General features: G+C 59.4%; 13 protein-coding genes. 8 read left to right on the top strand and 5 right to left on the bottom strand.

From position 1 onward, the window contains the following. Positions 1-16: 16 nt before the first annotated feature. Positions 17-2,686, bottom strand: a complete 2,670-nt coding sequence (locus FY550_RS02325; protein WP_070981867.1) for a nitrate/nitrite transporter — start codon at positions 2,684-2,686, stop codon at positions 17-19. A 223-nt stretch (positions 2,687-2,909) separates the two neighbouring features. Here FY550_RS02325 and FY550_RS02320 point away from each other — a divergent pair, with 223 nt between their 5' ends. The 3 genes from FY550_RS02320 to FY550_RS02310 all read left to right on the top strand — a co-directional run bounded on the left by FY550_RS02320 (position 2,910) and on the right by FY550_RS02310 (position 5,912). Continuing rightward, on the top strand, positions 2,910-4,655 hold the full coding sequence (locus FY550_RS02320; protein WP_070981344.1) for a histidine kinase: 1,746 nt from the start codon (positions 2,910-2,912) through the stop codon (positions 4,653-4,655). Beyond that, entirely contained in the window at positions 4,612-5,265 is a 654-nt protein-coding gene (gene narL / locus FY550_RS02315) for a two-component system response regulator NarL (protein ID WP_070981342.1), read from the top strand. The genes FY550_RS02320 and narL overlap by 44 nt, the downstream gene beginning before the upstream one ends. An 80-nt stretch (positions 5,266-5,345) precedes the next feature. Beyond that, on the top strand, positions 5,346-5,912 hold the full coding sequence (locus FY550_RS02310) for a peptidylprolyl isomerase (RefSeq protein ID WP_070981866.1): 567 nt from the start codon (positions 5,346-5,348) through the stop codon (positions 5,910-5,912). 74 nt (positions 5,913-5,986) lie between these two features. Here the strand turns inward: FY550_RS02310 and hmpA are convergent, their stop codons facing one another. Continuing rightward, positions 5,987-7,165: an NO-inducible flavohemoprotein gene (hmpA, locus tag FY550_RS02305; RefSeq protein ID WP_070981340.1), complete on the bottom strand. Its 1,179-nt coding sequence runs from the start codon at positions 7,163-7,165 to the stop codon at positions 5,987-5,989. A gap of 255 nt (positions 7,166-7,420) precedes the next feature. Here hmpA and fnr point away from each other — a divergent pair, with 255 nt between their 5' ends. The 4 genes from fnr to FY550_RS02285 all read left to right on the top strand — a co-directional run bounded on the left by fnr (position 7,421) and on the right by FY550_RS02285 (position 11,285). Next, complete coding sequence (fnr, locus tag FY550_RS02300) at positions 7,421-8,155, top strand: fumarate/nitrate reduction transcriptional regulator Fnr (RefSeq protein WP_070981339.1); 735 nt, start codon at positions 7,421-7,423, stop codon at positions 8,153-8,155. Between the two features lie 287 nt (positions 8,156-8,442). Next, positions 8,443-10,029, top strand: coding sequence for a cytochrome ubiquinol oxidase subunit I (locus tag FY550_RS02295; protein ID WP_070981338.1), 1,587 nt, complete (start codon positions 8,443-8,445; stop codon positions 10,027-10,029). A 4-nt stretch (positions 10,030-10,033) separates the two neighbouring features. Further along, positions 10,034-11,164, top strand: coding sequence for a cytochrome d ubiquinol oxidase subunit II (gene cydB / locus FY550_RS02290; protein WP_070981337.1), 1,131 nt, complete (start codon positions 10,034-10,036; stop codon positions 11,162-11,164). A gap of 28 nt (positions 11,165-11,192) precedes the next feature. Further along, positions 11,193-11,285 (top strand): cytochrome bd oxidase small subunit, CydX/CbdX family, encoded by a 93-nt coding sequence (locus FY550_RS02285; RefSeq protein WP_149054327.1) that lies wholly within the window; start codon positions 11,193-11,195, stop codon positions 11,283-11,285. 106 nt (positions 11,286-11,391) lie between these two features. On the opposite strand, the gene FY550_RS02280 is transcribed toward FY550_RS02285, so the two are convergent. Further along, the gene (locus FY550_RS02280; RefSeq protein WP_070981335.1) at positions 11,392-12,123 is read right to left on the bottom strand and encodes an SDR family NAD(P)-dependent oxidoreductase; all 732 of its coding nucleotides are present in this window, start codon (positions 12,121-12,123) and stop codon (positions 11,392-11,394) included. Positions 12,124-12,169: 46 nt separating this feature from the next. Beyond that, positions 12,170-12,691 carry a metallophosphoesterase family protein gene (locus tag FY550_RS02275; RefSeq protein ID WP_070981333.1) on the bottom strand — a complete coding sequence of 174 codons (522 nt, stop codon included), beginning with the start codon at positions 12,689-12,691 and terminating at the stop codon, positions 12,170-12,172. An 88-nt stretch (positions 12,692-12,779) separates the two neighbouring features. Here FY550_RS02275 and FY550_RS02270 point away from each other — a divergent pair, with 88 nt between their 5' ends. Beyond that, positions 12,780-14,798, top strand: coding sequence for an aconitate hydratase (locus FY550_RS02270; RefSeq protein WP_233350256.1), 2,019 nt, complete (start codon positions 12,780-12,782; stop codon positions 14,796-14,798). 267 nt (positions 14,799-15,065) lie between these two features. Here the strand turns inward: FY550_RS02270 and FY550_RS02265 are convergent, their stop codons facing one another. Beyond that, on the bottom strand, positions 15,066-15,863 hold the full coding sequence (locus FY550_RS02265; RefSeq protein WP_070981331.1) for an NAD-dependent epimerase/dehydratase family protein: 798 nt from the start codon (positions 15,861-15,863) through the stop codon (positions 15,066-15,068). Positions 15,864-15,897: the final 34 nt, after the last annotated feature.

Below are 15,897 nucleotides of genomic sequence, written 5' to 3'. Positions count from 1 at the left end.
GTCTCCTGAGGCTTGCCTAGCAAGGGGCCGGGGCGTTACGACGGGCGTAATACCACCAGGTCAGCGCCATGCAGCTGAGATAGAAGAAAATGAAGCCGTAGAGGGCGGGCGCCACGCTGCCGGTCATGGCGGTGGCGGTGCCGTAGGACTTGGGAATGAAGAAGCCGCCGTAGGCCGCAATGGCCGAGATGAAGCCAAGCACGGCAGCGGATTCACGGTTGGCCTGAACGCGCGCCTCATCGAGATGATCCTCGCCCAGCGCCTGGCGGCGCTGATTGAAAAAGATCACCGGCACCATGCGATAGGTGGAGCCGTTGCCGATGCCGGTGGCTACGAACAGCACCATGAACATCACGAAGAAACCGACAAAGCTGCCGCCCTCGCCGTGCTCGGGCAGAAAGAGCAGCACGCCCGTCACGCCCACGGCCATCAGGGCGAAGTTCCACAGCGTCACCCGGGCGCCACCCAACCGGTCGGAAAGCCAACCGCCCAGTGGTCGGGCCAACGCGCCGACCAGCGGCCCCAGGAAGGCGTAGCGGGTTGGATCGATATCCGGGAACTGCATATTGGAGAGCAGCGGAAAGCCTGCGGCAAAACCGATGAAGCTGCCGAAGGTGCCCAGATACAGCCAGCTCATCAGCCAGTTGTGCAGCCGCTTGAAGATCACCGCCTGATCGCGAAACGACGATTTCGCCGAGGCGATGTCGTTCATGCCGAACCAGGCCGCGATCGCGGCGAGAGCAATCAGCGGCACCCAGATAAAGGCGATGTTCTGAATCCACACCGGCTCCCCGGCGTAGGCGCCTTGCTGGGCGATCAGCGGCTCACCGGCGGCCGGCCCCAGCACGCCAGCGGCAATCACCAGCGGGCCAATCAGCTGCAGTACCGAAACCCCCAGATTACCCAGGCCTGCGTTGAGGCCCATGGCAGTGCCCTTTTGGGCCTGCGGATAGAAAAAGCTGATGTTGGCCATGCTGGAAGCGAAATTGCCCCCGCCGAAACCGCACAACAGTGCCAGAATCAGCATCACGCTATAGGGGGTATTCGGGTGCTGTACCGCCACACCAATCCACAGGCACGGTAGCAACAGCGAGGCGGTCGAAATGGCTGTCCAGCGTCGCCCACCGAAGATCGGCACCATGAAGCTGTAAAAGATACGCAGCGTGGCACCGGATAGTGACGGCAGTGCCGCCAGCCAGAAAAGCTGGTTGGGGGTATAGGAGAATCCAAGCTGCGGCAGGCGTACCACCAGGATGCTCCAGATCGACCACACCGCAAAGGCCAGCAGCAGGTTGGGGATCGAGATCCACAGGTTGCGCCGGGCAATGCGTGCCCCTCGCTGGCGCCAGAAGGTCTCATCCTCAGGATGCCACTCATCGAGCACGAAGTGCCCGGGCCTCAGAAGCTCCGGCAGATCCACTCCGCGGGTATTGGCGGCCCATTCGCGGCGCTCCTGACGGCGGATTGCCAGATGCATCCACAACAGTGCCGCCACGATGATGATCAGCATCAGCATGAAGCAGCTCTGCCAGATGCCTACCACATCGTTGAGCATGCCAAATGTCAGTGGCAGGAAAAATCCGCCCAGCCCCCCGACCATGCCGACCACCCCACCCACAGCGCCCACATGGGTCGGGTAATAAACCGGGATGTGCTTGAACACCGCCGCCATCCCCAGCGACAGGAAGAAACCCAGCACAAGAATCAGGAGGATGAAAACCGGCAGATTAACGGCGAGTGAAAACTCAAGCGTGCCATGCACGCCGCTCACGCTGTATTGAGTCGGTGGGTAACTCAGAAGAAAGGTGCAGATCGCCCCCACCCCCAGCGTCCAGTACATCACCCGCCGGGCACCGATACGATCGGACAATACGCCGCCAAGAATGCGAAAGAGCGCTGCCGGCACCGAGAACAGCGTGGCCACCATACCGGCCGCCGTGAGGCCCAGCCCGTAAACGTTCATCAGGTACAGCGGCAGCCACATGGCCAGTGCCACAAAGCTGCCGAAAGTACAGAAGTAATACAGCGAGAAACGCCATACACGAAGATCGGCCAGCGGGGCGAGTTGTACTTTCAGCGTGGTACGTTTCTGCGCCTGAACGGCACGCATCGGATCGTTGCCAGCCAGCACCATGAAGGCTACCCCCATGGCGCTCAACACGGTGGCATAGACCAGCGCCGTGCCCTGCCAGCCCAGTGCGACCATCAGCGATGGCGCCACAAAACTGGTAATGGCTGCTCCTACATTGCCAGCCCCGAAGATCCCCAGTGCCGTCCCCTGTTGTTCGCGTTCATACCAGGCCGAAACATAAGAGACCCCCACGATGAAGGAGCCACCGGCCAGTCCGATACCGAGTGCAGCAAGCAGCAGCAGTGCATACGTAGTTGCGAACGTCACCAGATAAACACAGGCGCTGGAGGTCAGCATGAGCAGACCGAACACCCAGCGACCACCGAACCGATCCGTCCAGATGCCCAGCACGAGTCGGCTGACGGAGCCGGTCAGTACGGGCGTGGCCATCAGCAACCCGAGCTGGGTATCGGAAAGTCCCAGTTCCTGCTTGAGACGTACGCCGATGATCGAAAAAATCGTCCAGACCGCAAAGCAAAGCGTGAAGGCCAGTGTCGAGAGACCCAGCGCACGTCGCTGCTGCGAGCGTCGGGGAGATGCGGTATCTGCCTTCATGATCATGCCCTTGTGCCTGTGGAAATGGCGTCAGGGCGACTGTTGCACAGGGGGCTGCGCAGACTTTTGATCGTCGTCAAAATGGGCTGGAAGAAAATAAAGTAAAATCAGTGCTTTATATCATTGGAGATAGTGCCTGGCTGTTATGTAGAAGACTGAATGGACAGCCTTTTATTTTTCTTTCTACCTCCATGGAGGTATCCATACGGCGCAGGAGAGCAACATGGGGGTAGGCCGACAATTTGTGCCCTCGCACTACACACTGAGTTTAACGCTTGGACTGATACTGGCTGGGGTATCGTTACTGGCATTGAGCGGAATGGTAGCCAGCGGCTGGCTGGCGGAGACGGCGCGCCATGATGCGCAGGTCATCAATCAGGCTGGCTCGCTACGCATGCAGACCTGGCGCCTGAAGGCGCAAGCACCCACGGCTGATACACAACAGTGGCAGGCGCTATTGAACGCCATGGATCACACCTGGCAGCAGCTTGATGAAGCAGTAGCCCTGGAGTACAACGCCAGGGTTGCGCAGCAACTGACAGCCTTGCACCTTGAGTGGGTCAGTGCGCTACGACCGGATATGCGCACTCCCGAACAGGCGACGAATGTGAATGCGGCACGCATCACTGCCCATGTAAACGGTCTGGATGCATTGACCGGCAATCTACAGAATCTGGCCGAAGCGCGTATTGCACGCCTCCGTGCCCTGCAGGGCATATTATTACTGCTCACCCTGCCGCTGATGGGCTGGGGTGCGTATCAGCTCCATTTTCATGTGCGTCGACCGCTCAGGCGGCTTCTGAGCGTGATTGAGGCATTGCGTGCCGGCGAGCTTCAGGTGCGCACCGGCTATTGGCGCAACGATGAGATCGGCCTGCTGGCAGCCACTATCGATGACATGGCCGGCCAGCTCGACGTGTTCTGCCGGCATCTCAACGATCAGGTCGAAGAGCGCGGCCACCGCCTGCAACAGAGCCATCTGGCGCTCTCCCTGCTTTATGACAACGCGCGCTACCTGGCCACCACGCCACCCGAGGCCATCAATCTGCAGCAGGCGCTAAGCCCCTTCGAAGCGCTGATGGCACCGGCCGAACTGGCGCTGATCTCACCGGAGACCGCCCTGGATGATTCCCCGCACACCCATCTTTTCCCCCTGCTGGAGGAGACAGAGGATCCTCTGATGTTGATGGCCCGGCTACCTGGTGGCGCGCCCCTGCCGGACTGGAAATGTCGGATCTGTGAAACCCTGGCCGATCAGCTCGGGGCTGCGCTGGCGCTGCGCGCCCAGGGCCGGCAGAAACGTCGTCTGGCGCTGATGGACGAACGCGCCGTCATCGCTCGCGAGCTGCATGATTCGCTGGCGCAATCGCTCAGCTATCTCAACATTCAGGCAATGCGGCTGACCCGCGCCCTGCCAAAGGAGGTCGACAGTACCGCCAGCGTCATTCTCGGTGAGCTGCGCGATGGCATCGACCATGCCTACCGTCAACTGCGCGAATTGCTGGTCACCTTTCGACTGCGTCTGACCGAAGACGGCATCAAGGCAGCGGTCAATGCAACGGTGGCAGAGTTTACCGAGCGCGGTCATTTCGAGATCGATACCCACCTGACCATTGCCGATAACAGGCTCTCTCCTGATCAGGAGTTGCACCTGGTTCAGATTCTGCGCGAGGCACTGGCCAATGTGGTTCAGCATGCCGCAGCCCAGCGGGTGTCAATCAGCCTGCTCGAGCATGACGGGCACATTACACTGGCCGTTGAAGATGACGGCGTTGGCCTGCCCGAGCAGGTGAATCGCTCCCATCATTACGGCACCATCATCATGGCCGAACGCGCGCGCAGTCTGGGGACCACGCTGGAACTCACTCGGCGCGAGACCGGCGGAACCCGGGTGGCGCTTGAATTCACTGTTGAAGGAGCAGGACATGACGCAGTCCGAGCAGGGCCGGGGCATTCTGATCGTGGATGATCATCCGCTTTTTCGTCGCGGGGTACAGCAACTGCTGGCCATGAGCGAGAATTGGACCCTGTGTGGCGAGGCCGAAAGCGGCCAGCAGGCGCTGGATATCTGCGAGCGCCACATGCCGGATCTGATCCTGCTGGATATGCGGATGCCCGGTATGGATGGTATCGAGACACTGACCCGGCTGCGCGAGGCGGGAGTATCGGCCCCCATTGTCATGCTGACCGTTTCGGAAGAGCAGGACGACGTGCTGGCGGCCATTCGTGCCGGCGCCAGTGGTTATCTTCTCAAGGATACGGCCCCCGAGGAGCTGCTGACCGCCATTGACAGTCTCGAGACCTCGGATGATGCCTTCGACCCACGACTCATGGGCCTTCTCGCGCGAGCACTACGCGAACCTGCGAGCGGCCCCGAGGTGCTCATCGCCCGGCTGACCCGGCGAGAACGCGACATCCTGCGTCTGATTGCACGCAGCTATGCCAACAAGGAAATCGGCCGAAGGCTGGACATCAGTGAAGGTACGGTCAAGGTTCACATGCGTCACCTGCTCAGGAAGATGGGCATGCGCACCCGCACCGAAGCAGCCGTATGGGCGGCGCGAGAGGGGTGGAAATGATCGCCTTGCGTGTTTCATGGCCGAGCAGGTTCTTCTCTTCCGGCCGGATGCTGGTCTCATTTACTATCGGAGCCCCCTTCATGTTGAAACCATTACTGCGCAGTGGCCTGCTGATACTGTCGCTGTTTTCGCCTCTGGCACTGGCCAATGGCAATCATCCACACGTCGAAATCAGAACCAGCCAGGGCAAGATTGAGCTCGAACTCAATGCTACGGCGGCGCCTCGCACGGTGAAAAATTTCCTGCGCTACGTCGATGAAGACTTCTATCAGGGCACCATCTTTCATCGCGTTATCGACGGCTTCATGATCCAGGGCGGCGGCATGACAGCGAATCTCTCGCCCAAAAAGACGCATGCCCCCATGGCACTGGAGGAGAGTGGACTCAGTAACACCCGTGGCACCATTGCCATGGCGCGTACCGCCCAACCGGACTCGGCTACCAGCCAGTTCTTCATTAACCTGGTCGACAATCCGACACTGGATTACCGCAACTTTCAGGCGCCCGGGTACACCGTCTTTGGACATGTGGTATCGGGAATGGACGTGGTTGACGCCATCGCCGGCGTGCCGACCACTCACAAGGGCCAACACGCCGATGTCCCTCGGGAACCAGTCACCATTCTGGGCGTCAGGCGACTGCAGTAACGTGCCTCGCCAGCGGTCCATCAGGCCACGGCCCCTTCGACCTGCGGGGCCGTGCGCTGGCGTATCAGCGATACTCAGTGCAGTTGACCGGAGGGGCCGAAATACTCGAAATGACGATACGGTGCATCGACACCAAGAGCAGCCAACTCGTTATCCAGGTCACGCATGAAGCCAGTGGGGCCGGTGAAGTAGCAGCTCGGCGTCGCCTCACGCGGCAGGTAGTCGGCCAGCAGCGCCCGATCGATGATGCCTTTGTGGTGCTGGCCATCGGCAGTCTCCGGATCACTGTAGACGTAGCGATAGGTCAGCTGGCTGCCGTACTGTTCGGACATTGCCTGCAGATGCTCATGAAAGGCATGAACGCGAGCGTTGCGTGCGCCATGCAGGTAGATCACCCGGCGCCCTGCATCAAGCGCCTGTGCCATGAGTGAGAGCATGGGCGTCTGGCCCACACCACCACTGATCAGCATGACCGGCGCATCGCGATCATCGAGTACCATCTCACCGACCGGCGCCAGTAGCCTGACGTGATCGCCGACCTTCACATGATCATGCAGGTGGCGGCTGGCCCGCCCCTGACCCTCACGCTTGACCGAGATGCGATAGAAATCATCCCCCGGCCGTGACGTCAGGCTGTACTGACGCAGGGACTGTTCACCGTCGATCTCGAGTGCCACGCCCAGGTACTGGCCCGGCTGAAAGGTTCGGATCGGCTTGCCATCCACCGGTTTGAAGTAGAACGACACGATCTCATCGCTCTCCGGCACACGATCAATCAGATAGAATTCGCGCTCACCACGCCAGCCCCCCGGCGCCTCTTCCAGCTGACGGTAGGTCTGCTCTTCGGCATCGATGAGTCGATTGGCGAACTCCCAGTAGAGTCCGCTCCACGCGTCAGCCACATCAGGGGTGACGGCATCGCCAAGCACTTCACCAATGGCAGCCATCAGGCACTCGCCCACGATCGGATACTGGTCGGGCTGCAGATTGATGGCGACATGCTTGTTGACGATCGGTGTCATGAGCCGCTCCAGCGCGACCGGGTCCTCCCGATCAAGGGCATAGGCCACGACCGAACGTGCCAACGCCCGGGGCTGCTCTCCGGTCTGCTGATGACGCATGTTGAACATCGATCTCACATGCGGATAACGCTCGAACATTAACGGATAGAAGGTTTTGGCGATGGTTTCAGCGTGCTCTGCAACAACCGGTGCGGTTGTTGCAATAATCCGGGCCTGTTCATTAGTTAGCATAAAAACATTCTCTTTGATCAAATCAATAAAAACACAATCATGACTTAGCAAGTCTCATGCCAGGTTGTAACTGCTTGAAATACCATACCTATTATTAAAAGCGTGTCATTTTGATTCTTGTCGACAGTGTCCAAGTGACACTACCTGAGTCAATTTGATACCTTCAGCGAGAATTCTGCAGAGAGAAAATCCATTATCATTGTTTATTACAAGATCCTTTCGAATGCGCGATGAACTCCTCACGGAAATGAAATCATGACCATTGCGTCGGCCACCCCTTATTGTTCTCATGGCGCACATTGCCAGACCTGCAGCCTGAGCTCGCTATGTCTGCCAGTGGCGTTGAAAACCGGTGAGCTGGATCACTTTGATGCCATTATCAAAAGACGCCCCCCACTGGCGACAGGCGATTGTCTCTTCAGACAGGGCGATCATTTTTCAAACGTCTATGCCATTCGTTCCGGCAGCCTCAAACAGGTCAATTTTGATCATGCAGGCAATGAGCAGATCACCCATTTTTTTCTGCCCGGAGAACTGGTGGGATTCGATGGTATCGACGATGGCTACCATACCGGTTATGCCCATGCCATGGAGAAAACCTGTATTTGTGAAATCCCCTTCAGCCATCTGGAGACGCTGGCCGAACGGATACCACAGCTGCGCAGTCAATTATTTCGCAGCATGAGCCGCGAGATGAAAGAGGATCACCGTCTGATTCGCCTGCTGTCATGCAAGACGGCCGATGAGCGTATTGCCGGTTTTCTGATCAATCTGGCTGTGCGCTTTCAGAGGTGCGGGCACTCTTCAAAAACCTATCGGCTTCCCATGACACGAACCGATATCAGCAATCATCTTGGCCTTGCTCTTGAAACGGTCAGCCGGGTGCTCAAACGCTTCAGGGACAATCATCTGGTCGCCATCAGGGGACGCGACGTTCAAATATTGCAGCCACAATTATTATATGAACTTGCCGAAAACGGTTCACCCTGAAAAAAACGACAGGATTGCTTTCCATCAGTACCACAACCCATCTTTTGATTGGAAAATTCCAGGACATGGGTTTTTTATTTTGAAACAGCAATTCATTATATATAAGCGCATGCGACAAACTGCCCTATAGGGATTCTTCATATCGGCCGTAAAATGGCCATGAAAGTCGCATGGGCTTTCAGGTGGTGCCCTCGTACGCGATAACTCGAACAGCCGGCGACAGAACCGGCACAACGCGCTCGCTGACACGGGGACATCAGGGGATCATTCGACAAGGGGTCCGGGACATGATTTCCGAGTCGCTCGTCGCGCTTTCGAGATGGCAGTTTGCCCTCACCGCGCTCTATCACTTTCTCTTTGTCCCGCTGACGCTGGGACTGGCTTTCGTGCTGGCCATCATGGAGACGACCTATGTCGCCACCGGCCGCGAAATCTACCGTGACATGACCCGCTTCTGGGGCAAGCTGTTCGGTATCAACTTTGCCCTCGGCGTGACGACCGGGCTGACCATGGAGTTTCAGTTCGGCACCAACTGGGCCTACTACTCCCACTATGTGGGCGATATCTTTGGCGCCCCGCTGGCCATTGAAGGGCTGATGGCCTTCTTCCTCGAATCCACCTTTGTCGGGCTGTTCTTTTTCGGCTGGGATCGACTGAGCAAGGTCCAGCACATGGTGGTGACCTGGCTGGTGGCCATCGGTTCGAATTTCTCGGCACTGTGGATCCTGATCGCCAACGGCTGGATGCAGCACCCCACCGGCGCCCAGTTCAACTTTGAAACCATGCGCATGGAGATGCAGAGCTTTGCCGATGTCATCTTCAACCCGGTTGCTCAGGTCAAGTTCGTACATACCGTGGCAGCAGGTTACTGCACTGGCGCCCTGTTTGTAGTCGGTATCAGTGCCTGGTATCTACTCAAGGGGCGTGATCTGGCTTTCGCCAAACGCTCCTTTGCCGTGGGTTCGATCTTCGGGCTGTTTGCGGTGCTGTCGGTCATGGTACTGGGAGACGAATCCGGCTACGAAATGGGCGATGTTCAGAAATACAAGCTCGCCGCCATCGAAGCCGAATGGGATACTCAGCCGGCACCCGCGGATTTCACCCTGTTCGCCATACCCAATCAGGAAACCCGCGAAAACGACTTCTCCATTCAGATTCCCTGGTTACTGGGGCTGATCGCAACCCGTTCGATGGATGAGCAGGTCACCGGCCTCAATGAGCTCACCGATCTGCATGAGCAGCGTATCATCAGCGGTATCAAGGGCTATACGGCACTCCAGCAGCTGCGCGAAGGTAATGACTCACCCGCAGTACGTCAGACCATCGAACAGCACCAGGCCGATATCGGCTACGGCATGCTGATGCTGCGCTATCTCGAGGATCCGGCCAATGCCACGCCGGCCCAGATCCATCAGGCGGCACTGGATACCATCCCCAATGTGGCACCACTGTTCTTCACCTTCCGCATCATGGTCGCCTGTGGACTGCTGATGCTGCTGGTCTTCGCCTTCGGTACCTGGATCAGCGTGCGCCGAACGGTGTCGAACTACCGTCGCGCGTTGTGGCTCTGTGTGTTCGCCATCCCACTGCCCTGGATTGCGGTCGAGTGCGGCTGGTTCGTGGCCGAGTACGGGCGTCAACCCTGGGCAATCGGCGAGGTCCTGCCGACCTTCCTGGCCACTTCATCGCTTACAGCGCGTGATCTCTGGATCAGTCTGACCGGCTTCGTGGTGGTCTATACGGGTCTGTTCATCGTCGAAATGTGGCTGATGCTGCGCTTTGCTCGCCAGGGCCCATCCAGCCTGCACACGGGGCGCTATCACTTCGAGAGTGACAGCACGCACGGCACTCCCTCACCGGCTATTGGAGGCTGACACCATGCTCGACTATGAAATGCTCAAGCTGATCTGGTGGCTGCTGATCGGGGTACTGCTGATCGGATTTGCCATCGCCGACGGCCTCGACATGGGCGCCGGCATCCTGATGCCGATGATTGGTCGTACCGACCATGAACGCCGCGTTGTGATCAACACCATCGCGCCGCACTGGGATGGTAACCAGGTCTGGCTGATCACTGCCGGCGGCGCCATTTTCGCTGCCTGGCCGCCCGTCTATGCCACGGCCTTCTCGGGTTTTTACTTCGCCATGCTGCTGGTACTGCTGGCGCTGTTCTTCCGTCCCGTCGGCTTCGACTACCGCTCCAAGATCGAATCGAGTCGCTGGCGTGGCTGGTGGGATCGGCTGATCTGGTTCGGCAGTTTCGTACCAACGCTGGTGTTCGGTGTTGCGTTCGGCAATCTGCTGCAGGGTGTGCCCTTCCGGGTCGACGACATGATGCGAGCCTTTTATGACGGCAGCTTCTTCGGTCTGCTCAACCCCTTCGCGATCGTCTGCGGGCTGATCTCTGTGGCCATGATCGTCATGCACGGTGCGGCCTGGCTGCTGGCCCGCGCTGATCGGATCGTCGCCGACCGGGCTGCGCGTGTGGTGCAGCTGGCAGCCATTGCGCTGATCGTACTGTTTGCACTGGCCGGCTTCTGGGTCAGCGCCAGCGGTATGGGCTATCACCTGGATACCATCGGCAATACCAATACCGCCATGAACCTGCTCGACAAACAGGTCTCACAGCAGAGCTGGCTCACCCGCTTTGACAATCCGCTGATGTGGATCGCACCGCTGCTGGCCGTCGCCGGTGCACTGGTGGCGGCAAGTCTGGCGCGCGCCGGACGAGGCGGTCAGGCCTTTATTGCCACGTCGCTCTCGATGGCTGGTGTCATCGCAACGGCCGGCCTGGCTCTGTTCCCCTTTGTCATGCCATCGAGTCTCGATCCAAAGGCCAGCCTAACGCTGTGGGATGCCACCTCGAGTGAACTCACACTGCGGATCATGTTCTGGGTCGCGCTGGTGATGGTACCGATCATCCTCGCCTACACCAGCTGGTGTTACTTCAAGATGTGGCGGCGTATTACCGTCGAGCACATCAAAAGCGATGCCCACGGCCTTTACTGAATACGGAAACTGCTGAAGGAGAACGCTCATGTGGTATCTGATCTGGGCTCTGGGATTGGCGGTCGCCTGCGGCGTGACCATCCTGGTGGTCGCCAAACTGGAAAAACGCGACTTCCGCTGATCCTCCCAACTGAACGACAAGGGCCCGGCTTTTGCCGGGCCCTTGTCGTTTGTCTTCGCCAGCCATGAGGCTCGCCAATGGCAGGTGACGCGCCTGGCTCATCTGCTCAGCTCATCACCCAGCCGCCGTTGAGGTTGAACGTCTGGCCATTGATGTAACCATTGCGAGCCATTAACAGTACGGTTTCCGCCACTTCGTCACACTGGCCGAAGCGCTTCACCGGCAGCAGATCCGGCGTAATGTTCGGGTTATCGCGAATCATGTCGGTCTCGATCAGCGCGGGCGCGATGGCATTGGCGGTGACCCCCTGATCAGCCAGCTGTTTGGCATAGCTGCGCATCAGCCCCAGCATACCGGCCTTGCTGGCCGCATAATGGGGGCCGATCACGCCACCGAACTGGGCGGCGATCGACGACATCATGATCACCCTACCCCAGCCACGACTGCGCATGCCTGGAATGACCCGCTGGCTGGCCAGAAAGGCCGAGGTCAGATTGACCTGCAGGGTCTCCTGCCAGCGCGCCTCGTCAATCTCGTCCGGGGGATAAATGGGGTTGATGCCGGCGTTGTTGACGAGAATATCGACCGAGCCCAGCTGGGCCTCGACCTCATCCACCAGGCGATTGACCTCCTCGCCCACGGCCACGTCGGCCCGCACTGCCAGCGCTCGACACCCCTGCGCTTCGATCTCGTTGACGACCGCTTCGGCCGCTTCATCGGAATGAAGAAAATTGATGGCGACATCGCAGCCGGCACGCGCCAGCGTCACGGCAGTTTCATGGCCGATACCGCGTGAACCACCGGTGACCAGTGCGATCCGTCCTGTCAGATCATCCATACTGCGCTCCTGATACGAATCTGTGTGGCCCAGCATAGCAGCGGCCTCAATCAATCAGTGGCAAGTGGAGAATGGCACGACGCAGTTGCGTTTCTTCGGCCCAGAGTCGCCCCAGCGTGATCGGCAGACGAAAGCGTCGCTTGCCGGCACCGCCGGGATTGAACCACAACCGGGGGCGGCCATCAGGCGTATCACGCCACTCATTGAGTGCCTTGTGAGAGTGCCCATGCAGCATGGCATCGCACGGCGCGGCGGGATCGAAATCCGCCTTGTCATGTACCAGGTGCAGATGCCAGCCATTGACGATCAGATCCTGGCGCCAGGGCAACTGCTCACACCAGGACTGGGTGTCGATATTACCCCGCACGGTATAGAGCCGGGCCATCGCTGCCAGTCGCTCCAGCAGCGAGAAATCACCCACATCACCCAGATGCAGGATCGGGTCGCACCCCTTGAGCAGCACGATGGCCTCTTCGCGCAGCAGACCATGAGTATCGGCGATCACACCGATCGGTCGGGTGGTGGTCAGTTGCTCCGGTAACGCACCGGCATGCGGCGTGTGGGGCATGAACACTCCAATGGTCGGCGGTGGGCAATCCATTCGGGTCAACAGCGATACGTCTTTCTACACTGAAGAATAAACCTCATGAAATATCGTGTCCGGTCGCCCGGCGCAGCAATGCTTCAAGCGTCCGGCCGAAGCGTCACAAAGCTCGATGGAGGAGATCATGGCAGCGCTCAACGTGACTCAAAAGCTGATTCGCTCTCACCTCGTCGAAGGCGGCGAAATGACTCCTGGCGAAGAGATCGGCCTGAAGATCGATCAGACTCTGACCCAGGATGCCACCGGCACCATGGTCATGCTGGAACTGGAAGCGATGGGACTGGATCGGGTCAAAACCGAGGTTTCGGCCCAGTATGTCGATCACAACCTGATCCAGGAGGATAACAAGAACCCTGACGACCACCTCTTTCTGCAGACCTCGGCCGAGCGACTGGGCGTCTGGTTCTCTCGCCCGGGCAACGGCGTTAGCCACCCGACCCATCAGCAGCGCTTCGGCAAGCCCGGCAAGACCCTGCTCGGTTCGGACAGTCACACGCCGGCTGCCGGCTCGATCGGTATGCTCGCCATCGGCGCCGGTGGCATCGATGTCGCCATGGCGATGGCCGGCGAACCCTTTTATACCCGCATGCCAAAGGTCTGGGGGGTAAAGCTGACCGGCAAGCTACCCGACTGGGTCAGCGCCAAGGATGTGATTCTGGAAATGCTGCGTCGTCATGGCGTCAGTGGTGGTGCCGGGCGGATCATTGAATACTACGGTCCCGGGCTCGAACATCTCTCCGCCATGGATCGTCACGTGATTGCCAATATGGGAGCCGAGCTTGGCGCAACCACCAGTGTTTTTCCTTCCGATGAGGTCGTCAGAGACTTCCTGCGTGCCGAGCAGCGTGAAGGGGACTGGAGCGAGCTGAAGGCCGACGAAGGCTGCGACTATGACATCCACGATGAGATCGACCTCTCCGAACTCGAGCCGCTGATCGCCAAACCTTCCAGCCCCGGCAATGTGGTGCCGGTACGCGAGATCGCCGGCGAGCCCCTGTCGCAGGCCTATATCGGCTCCTCGGCCAACCCGGGCTACCGCGACTTTGCCATTGCAGCCGAAATGGTGAAGGATCGCACCATCGATGACCGGGTATCGCTGGAGATCAACCCGACCTCGCGCTCGATTCTGGAATCACTCACCCGCGATGGGCATATCCTCAGCCTGTTGAGCTCAGGCGCCCGCCTCCACCAGGCCGGCTGCAATGGCTGTATCGGCATGGGCCAGGCACCCGCCAACGACACCAACAGCCTGCGCACCGTACCGCGCAACTTCCCCGGCCGCTCGGGCACCCGCGAGGATCACGTCTTCCTGTGCAGTCCGGAGACCGCCGCGGCCTCTGCGCTGATGGGCAAGATCACCGATCCGCGCTCGCTCGATTTCGACTATCCCCACGTCGAAAACCCCTCGGACCCGATCATCAACACCCGCACCCTGATCGAACCGCAGCCCGTCGAGAAAGCGCGCAAGGTGAATCTGATCAAAGGGCCCAACATCGAATCGCTTCCGAGCTTCGAGCCGCTGGAAGAGAGCTTTACCCTGCCCGTGCTGCTCAAGGTGGGCGATGATATCTCCACCGACGAGATCATGCCTGCCGGCGGTGAGGCGCTGCCCTATCGCAGTAATATCCCGCGCATCTCCGATTTCTGCTTCCGCGGCGTCGATGACGACTACCCACAAAAGGCCCGGGACACCGGCGACCACATTATCATCGGGGGTGGCAACTACGGTCAGGGGTCGAGTCGTGAACACGCCGCGATTGCTCCGCGCTATCTGGGCCTGCGAGTGGCAATCGCCCAGGATTTCGCCCGCATCCACTGGCAAAATCTGGTCAATTTCGGTGTGTTGCCACTGACCTTCGACAACCAGGACGATTACGATTCGCTGGAGAGCGGTGATCGGCTGGCTTTTGAGAACATTTACGACGCACTGGGTGCCGGTGAAACTCTAAAAGTCAGCGTCAATGACGGCGAACGCAGCGTAACGCTGCGCCATGGGCTTTCCAAACGGCAGATCGAGGTATTGCAGGCCGGCGGTCTGATCGAATGGATGAAGCAGCAGGGCAAGCGCTGATTCCTCATGGAACCGGGCTCGGCGGGCAGGGAAATGATTCACCTGCCACAGTGAATTACTGCCCGCAGGGGCGACGTCAGCTGCGATCAGTTTTTCGCGGCTGAAGCCGCTCCTACAGCGAGTATAGCCTCCAGGCTTGGCCCGGGCGGATGGACGCTTCTCATCGCGGCTGAAGTCGCTGCTACAGCGGCCAGGTGGCAGTAATGCGCCCCTAGGAGCGACTTCAGTCGCGATCCAACCGCATCAATAACCGAAGTCTCCCCTGCTTCAGAGCTCCGGCACGTCGATTTTACCGACGGCAAAGGGCCCGCCCACGTAGGTGGTCTCGTCATCGGCCAGCTCGAAACGTTCGAAATCCTGCGGATGAAATGTCGGCCGATAGCCCAGCCGCTCGGCATTGCGATTATCCCAGTACGGCCGGGGCACGTCGGAGGCGCCGAACACCACCTCAAAGCGGTAATCGCCGGCCAGACCGATGGCAAGCAGCTGCATGAAATCATCATGCTGCAGCAGTGTACTGCGATGACGCACCGTCTTCGGCTCGGCCAGACAGCTGCCGATGCGAATGCAGAAACCGCGCACATCACCGCGTGCCGAATAGAGCCAGGCCAGGTCCTCACCGAAGGATTTAGTGACGCCATAGCGGCTGTCCGGTCGCACCGGTGCGGTATGGTCGATCACCTCATCGCTCGGATAGCGCCCCACAGCATGGTTGGAGCTGGCGAAGATGATGCGATCGATCCCGCGGCGCTGTGCGGCCTCCCAAAGGTTGATCGAGCCGACCAGATTGGCACGTGTCAGACTCTTCCAGTCCGATTCCACCGAGATGCCGCCGAGATGAATGATGGCATCCACCCCCTGCACCATGGCGTCCACCGCCTGCTCATCGGCCAGATCACACTGCACGCAGCGCACCTGAGGATGATCGCTGGCTACCGGCTGTACATCCGAGAGGGTTACGGTCTCGAGTTCACCCGCTTCCAGTCGGCGGGTCAGATAGTCACTGACCAGTATACCCAGCTGACCGGCTGCCCCGGTCAGCAGTACACGTTTGATCTCCGTCACGTCACTCTCTCCTGTCGATAAATTGGCGCGGTCC

The organism is Kushneria phosphatilytica, assembly GCF_008247605.1.
Taxonomy (GTDB): Bacteria; Pseudomonadota; Gammaproteobacteria; order Pseudomonadales; family Halomonadaceae; genus Kushneria; species Kushneria phosphatilytica.
This window is presented reverse-complemented; position numbering and strand designations above follow the sequence as displayed.

Bases quoted from the DNA above. Each gene is read 5' to 3' on its own strand.
- FY550_RS02325 (WP_070981867.1), bottom strand. From the start codon at position 2,686: ATGAAGGCAGATACCGCATCTCCCCGACGCTCGCAGCAGCGACGTGCG.
- FY550_RS02320 (WP_070981344.1), top strand. From the start codon at position 2,910: ATGGGGGTAGGCCGACAATTTGTGCCCTCGCACTACACACTGAGTTTA.
- narL (WP_070981342.1), top strand. From the start codon at position 4,612: ATGACGCAGTCCGAGCAGGGCCGGGGCATTCTGATCGTGGATGATCAT.
- FY550_RS02310 (WP_070981866.1), top strand. From the start codon at position 5,346: ATGTTGAAACCATTACTGCGCAGTGGCCTGCTGATACTGTCGCTGTTT.
- hmpA (WP_070981340.1), bottom strand. From the start codon at position 7,165: ATGCTAACTAATGAACAGGCCCGGATTATTGCAACAACCGCACCGGTT.
- fnr (WP_070981339.1), top strand. From the start codon at position 7,421: ATGACCATTGCGTCGGCCACCCCTTATTGTTCTCATGGCGCACATTGC.
- FY550_RS02295 (WP_070981338.1), top strand. From the start codon at position 8,443: ATGATTTCCGAGTCGCTCGTCGCGCTTTCGAGATGGCAGTTTGCCCTC.
- cydB (WP_070981337.1), top strand. From the start codon at position 10,034: ATGCTCGACTATGAAATGCTCAAGCTGATCTGGTGGCTGCTGATCGGG.
- FY550_RS02285 (WP_149054327.1), top strand. From the start codon at position 11,193: ATGTGGTATCTGATCTGGGCTCTGGGATTGGCGGTCGCCTGCGGCGTG.
- FY550_RS02280 (WP_070981335.1), bottom strand. From the start codon at position 12,123: ATGGATGATCTGACAGGACGGATCGCACTGGTCACCGGTGGTTCACGC.
- FY550_RS02275 (WP_070981333.1), bottom strand. From the start codon at position 12,691: ATGCCCCACACGCCGCATGCCGGTGCGTTACCGGAGCAACTGACCACC.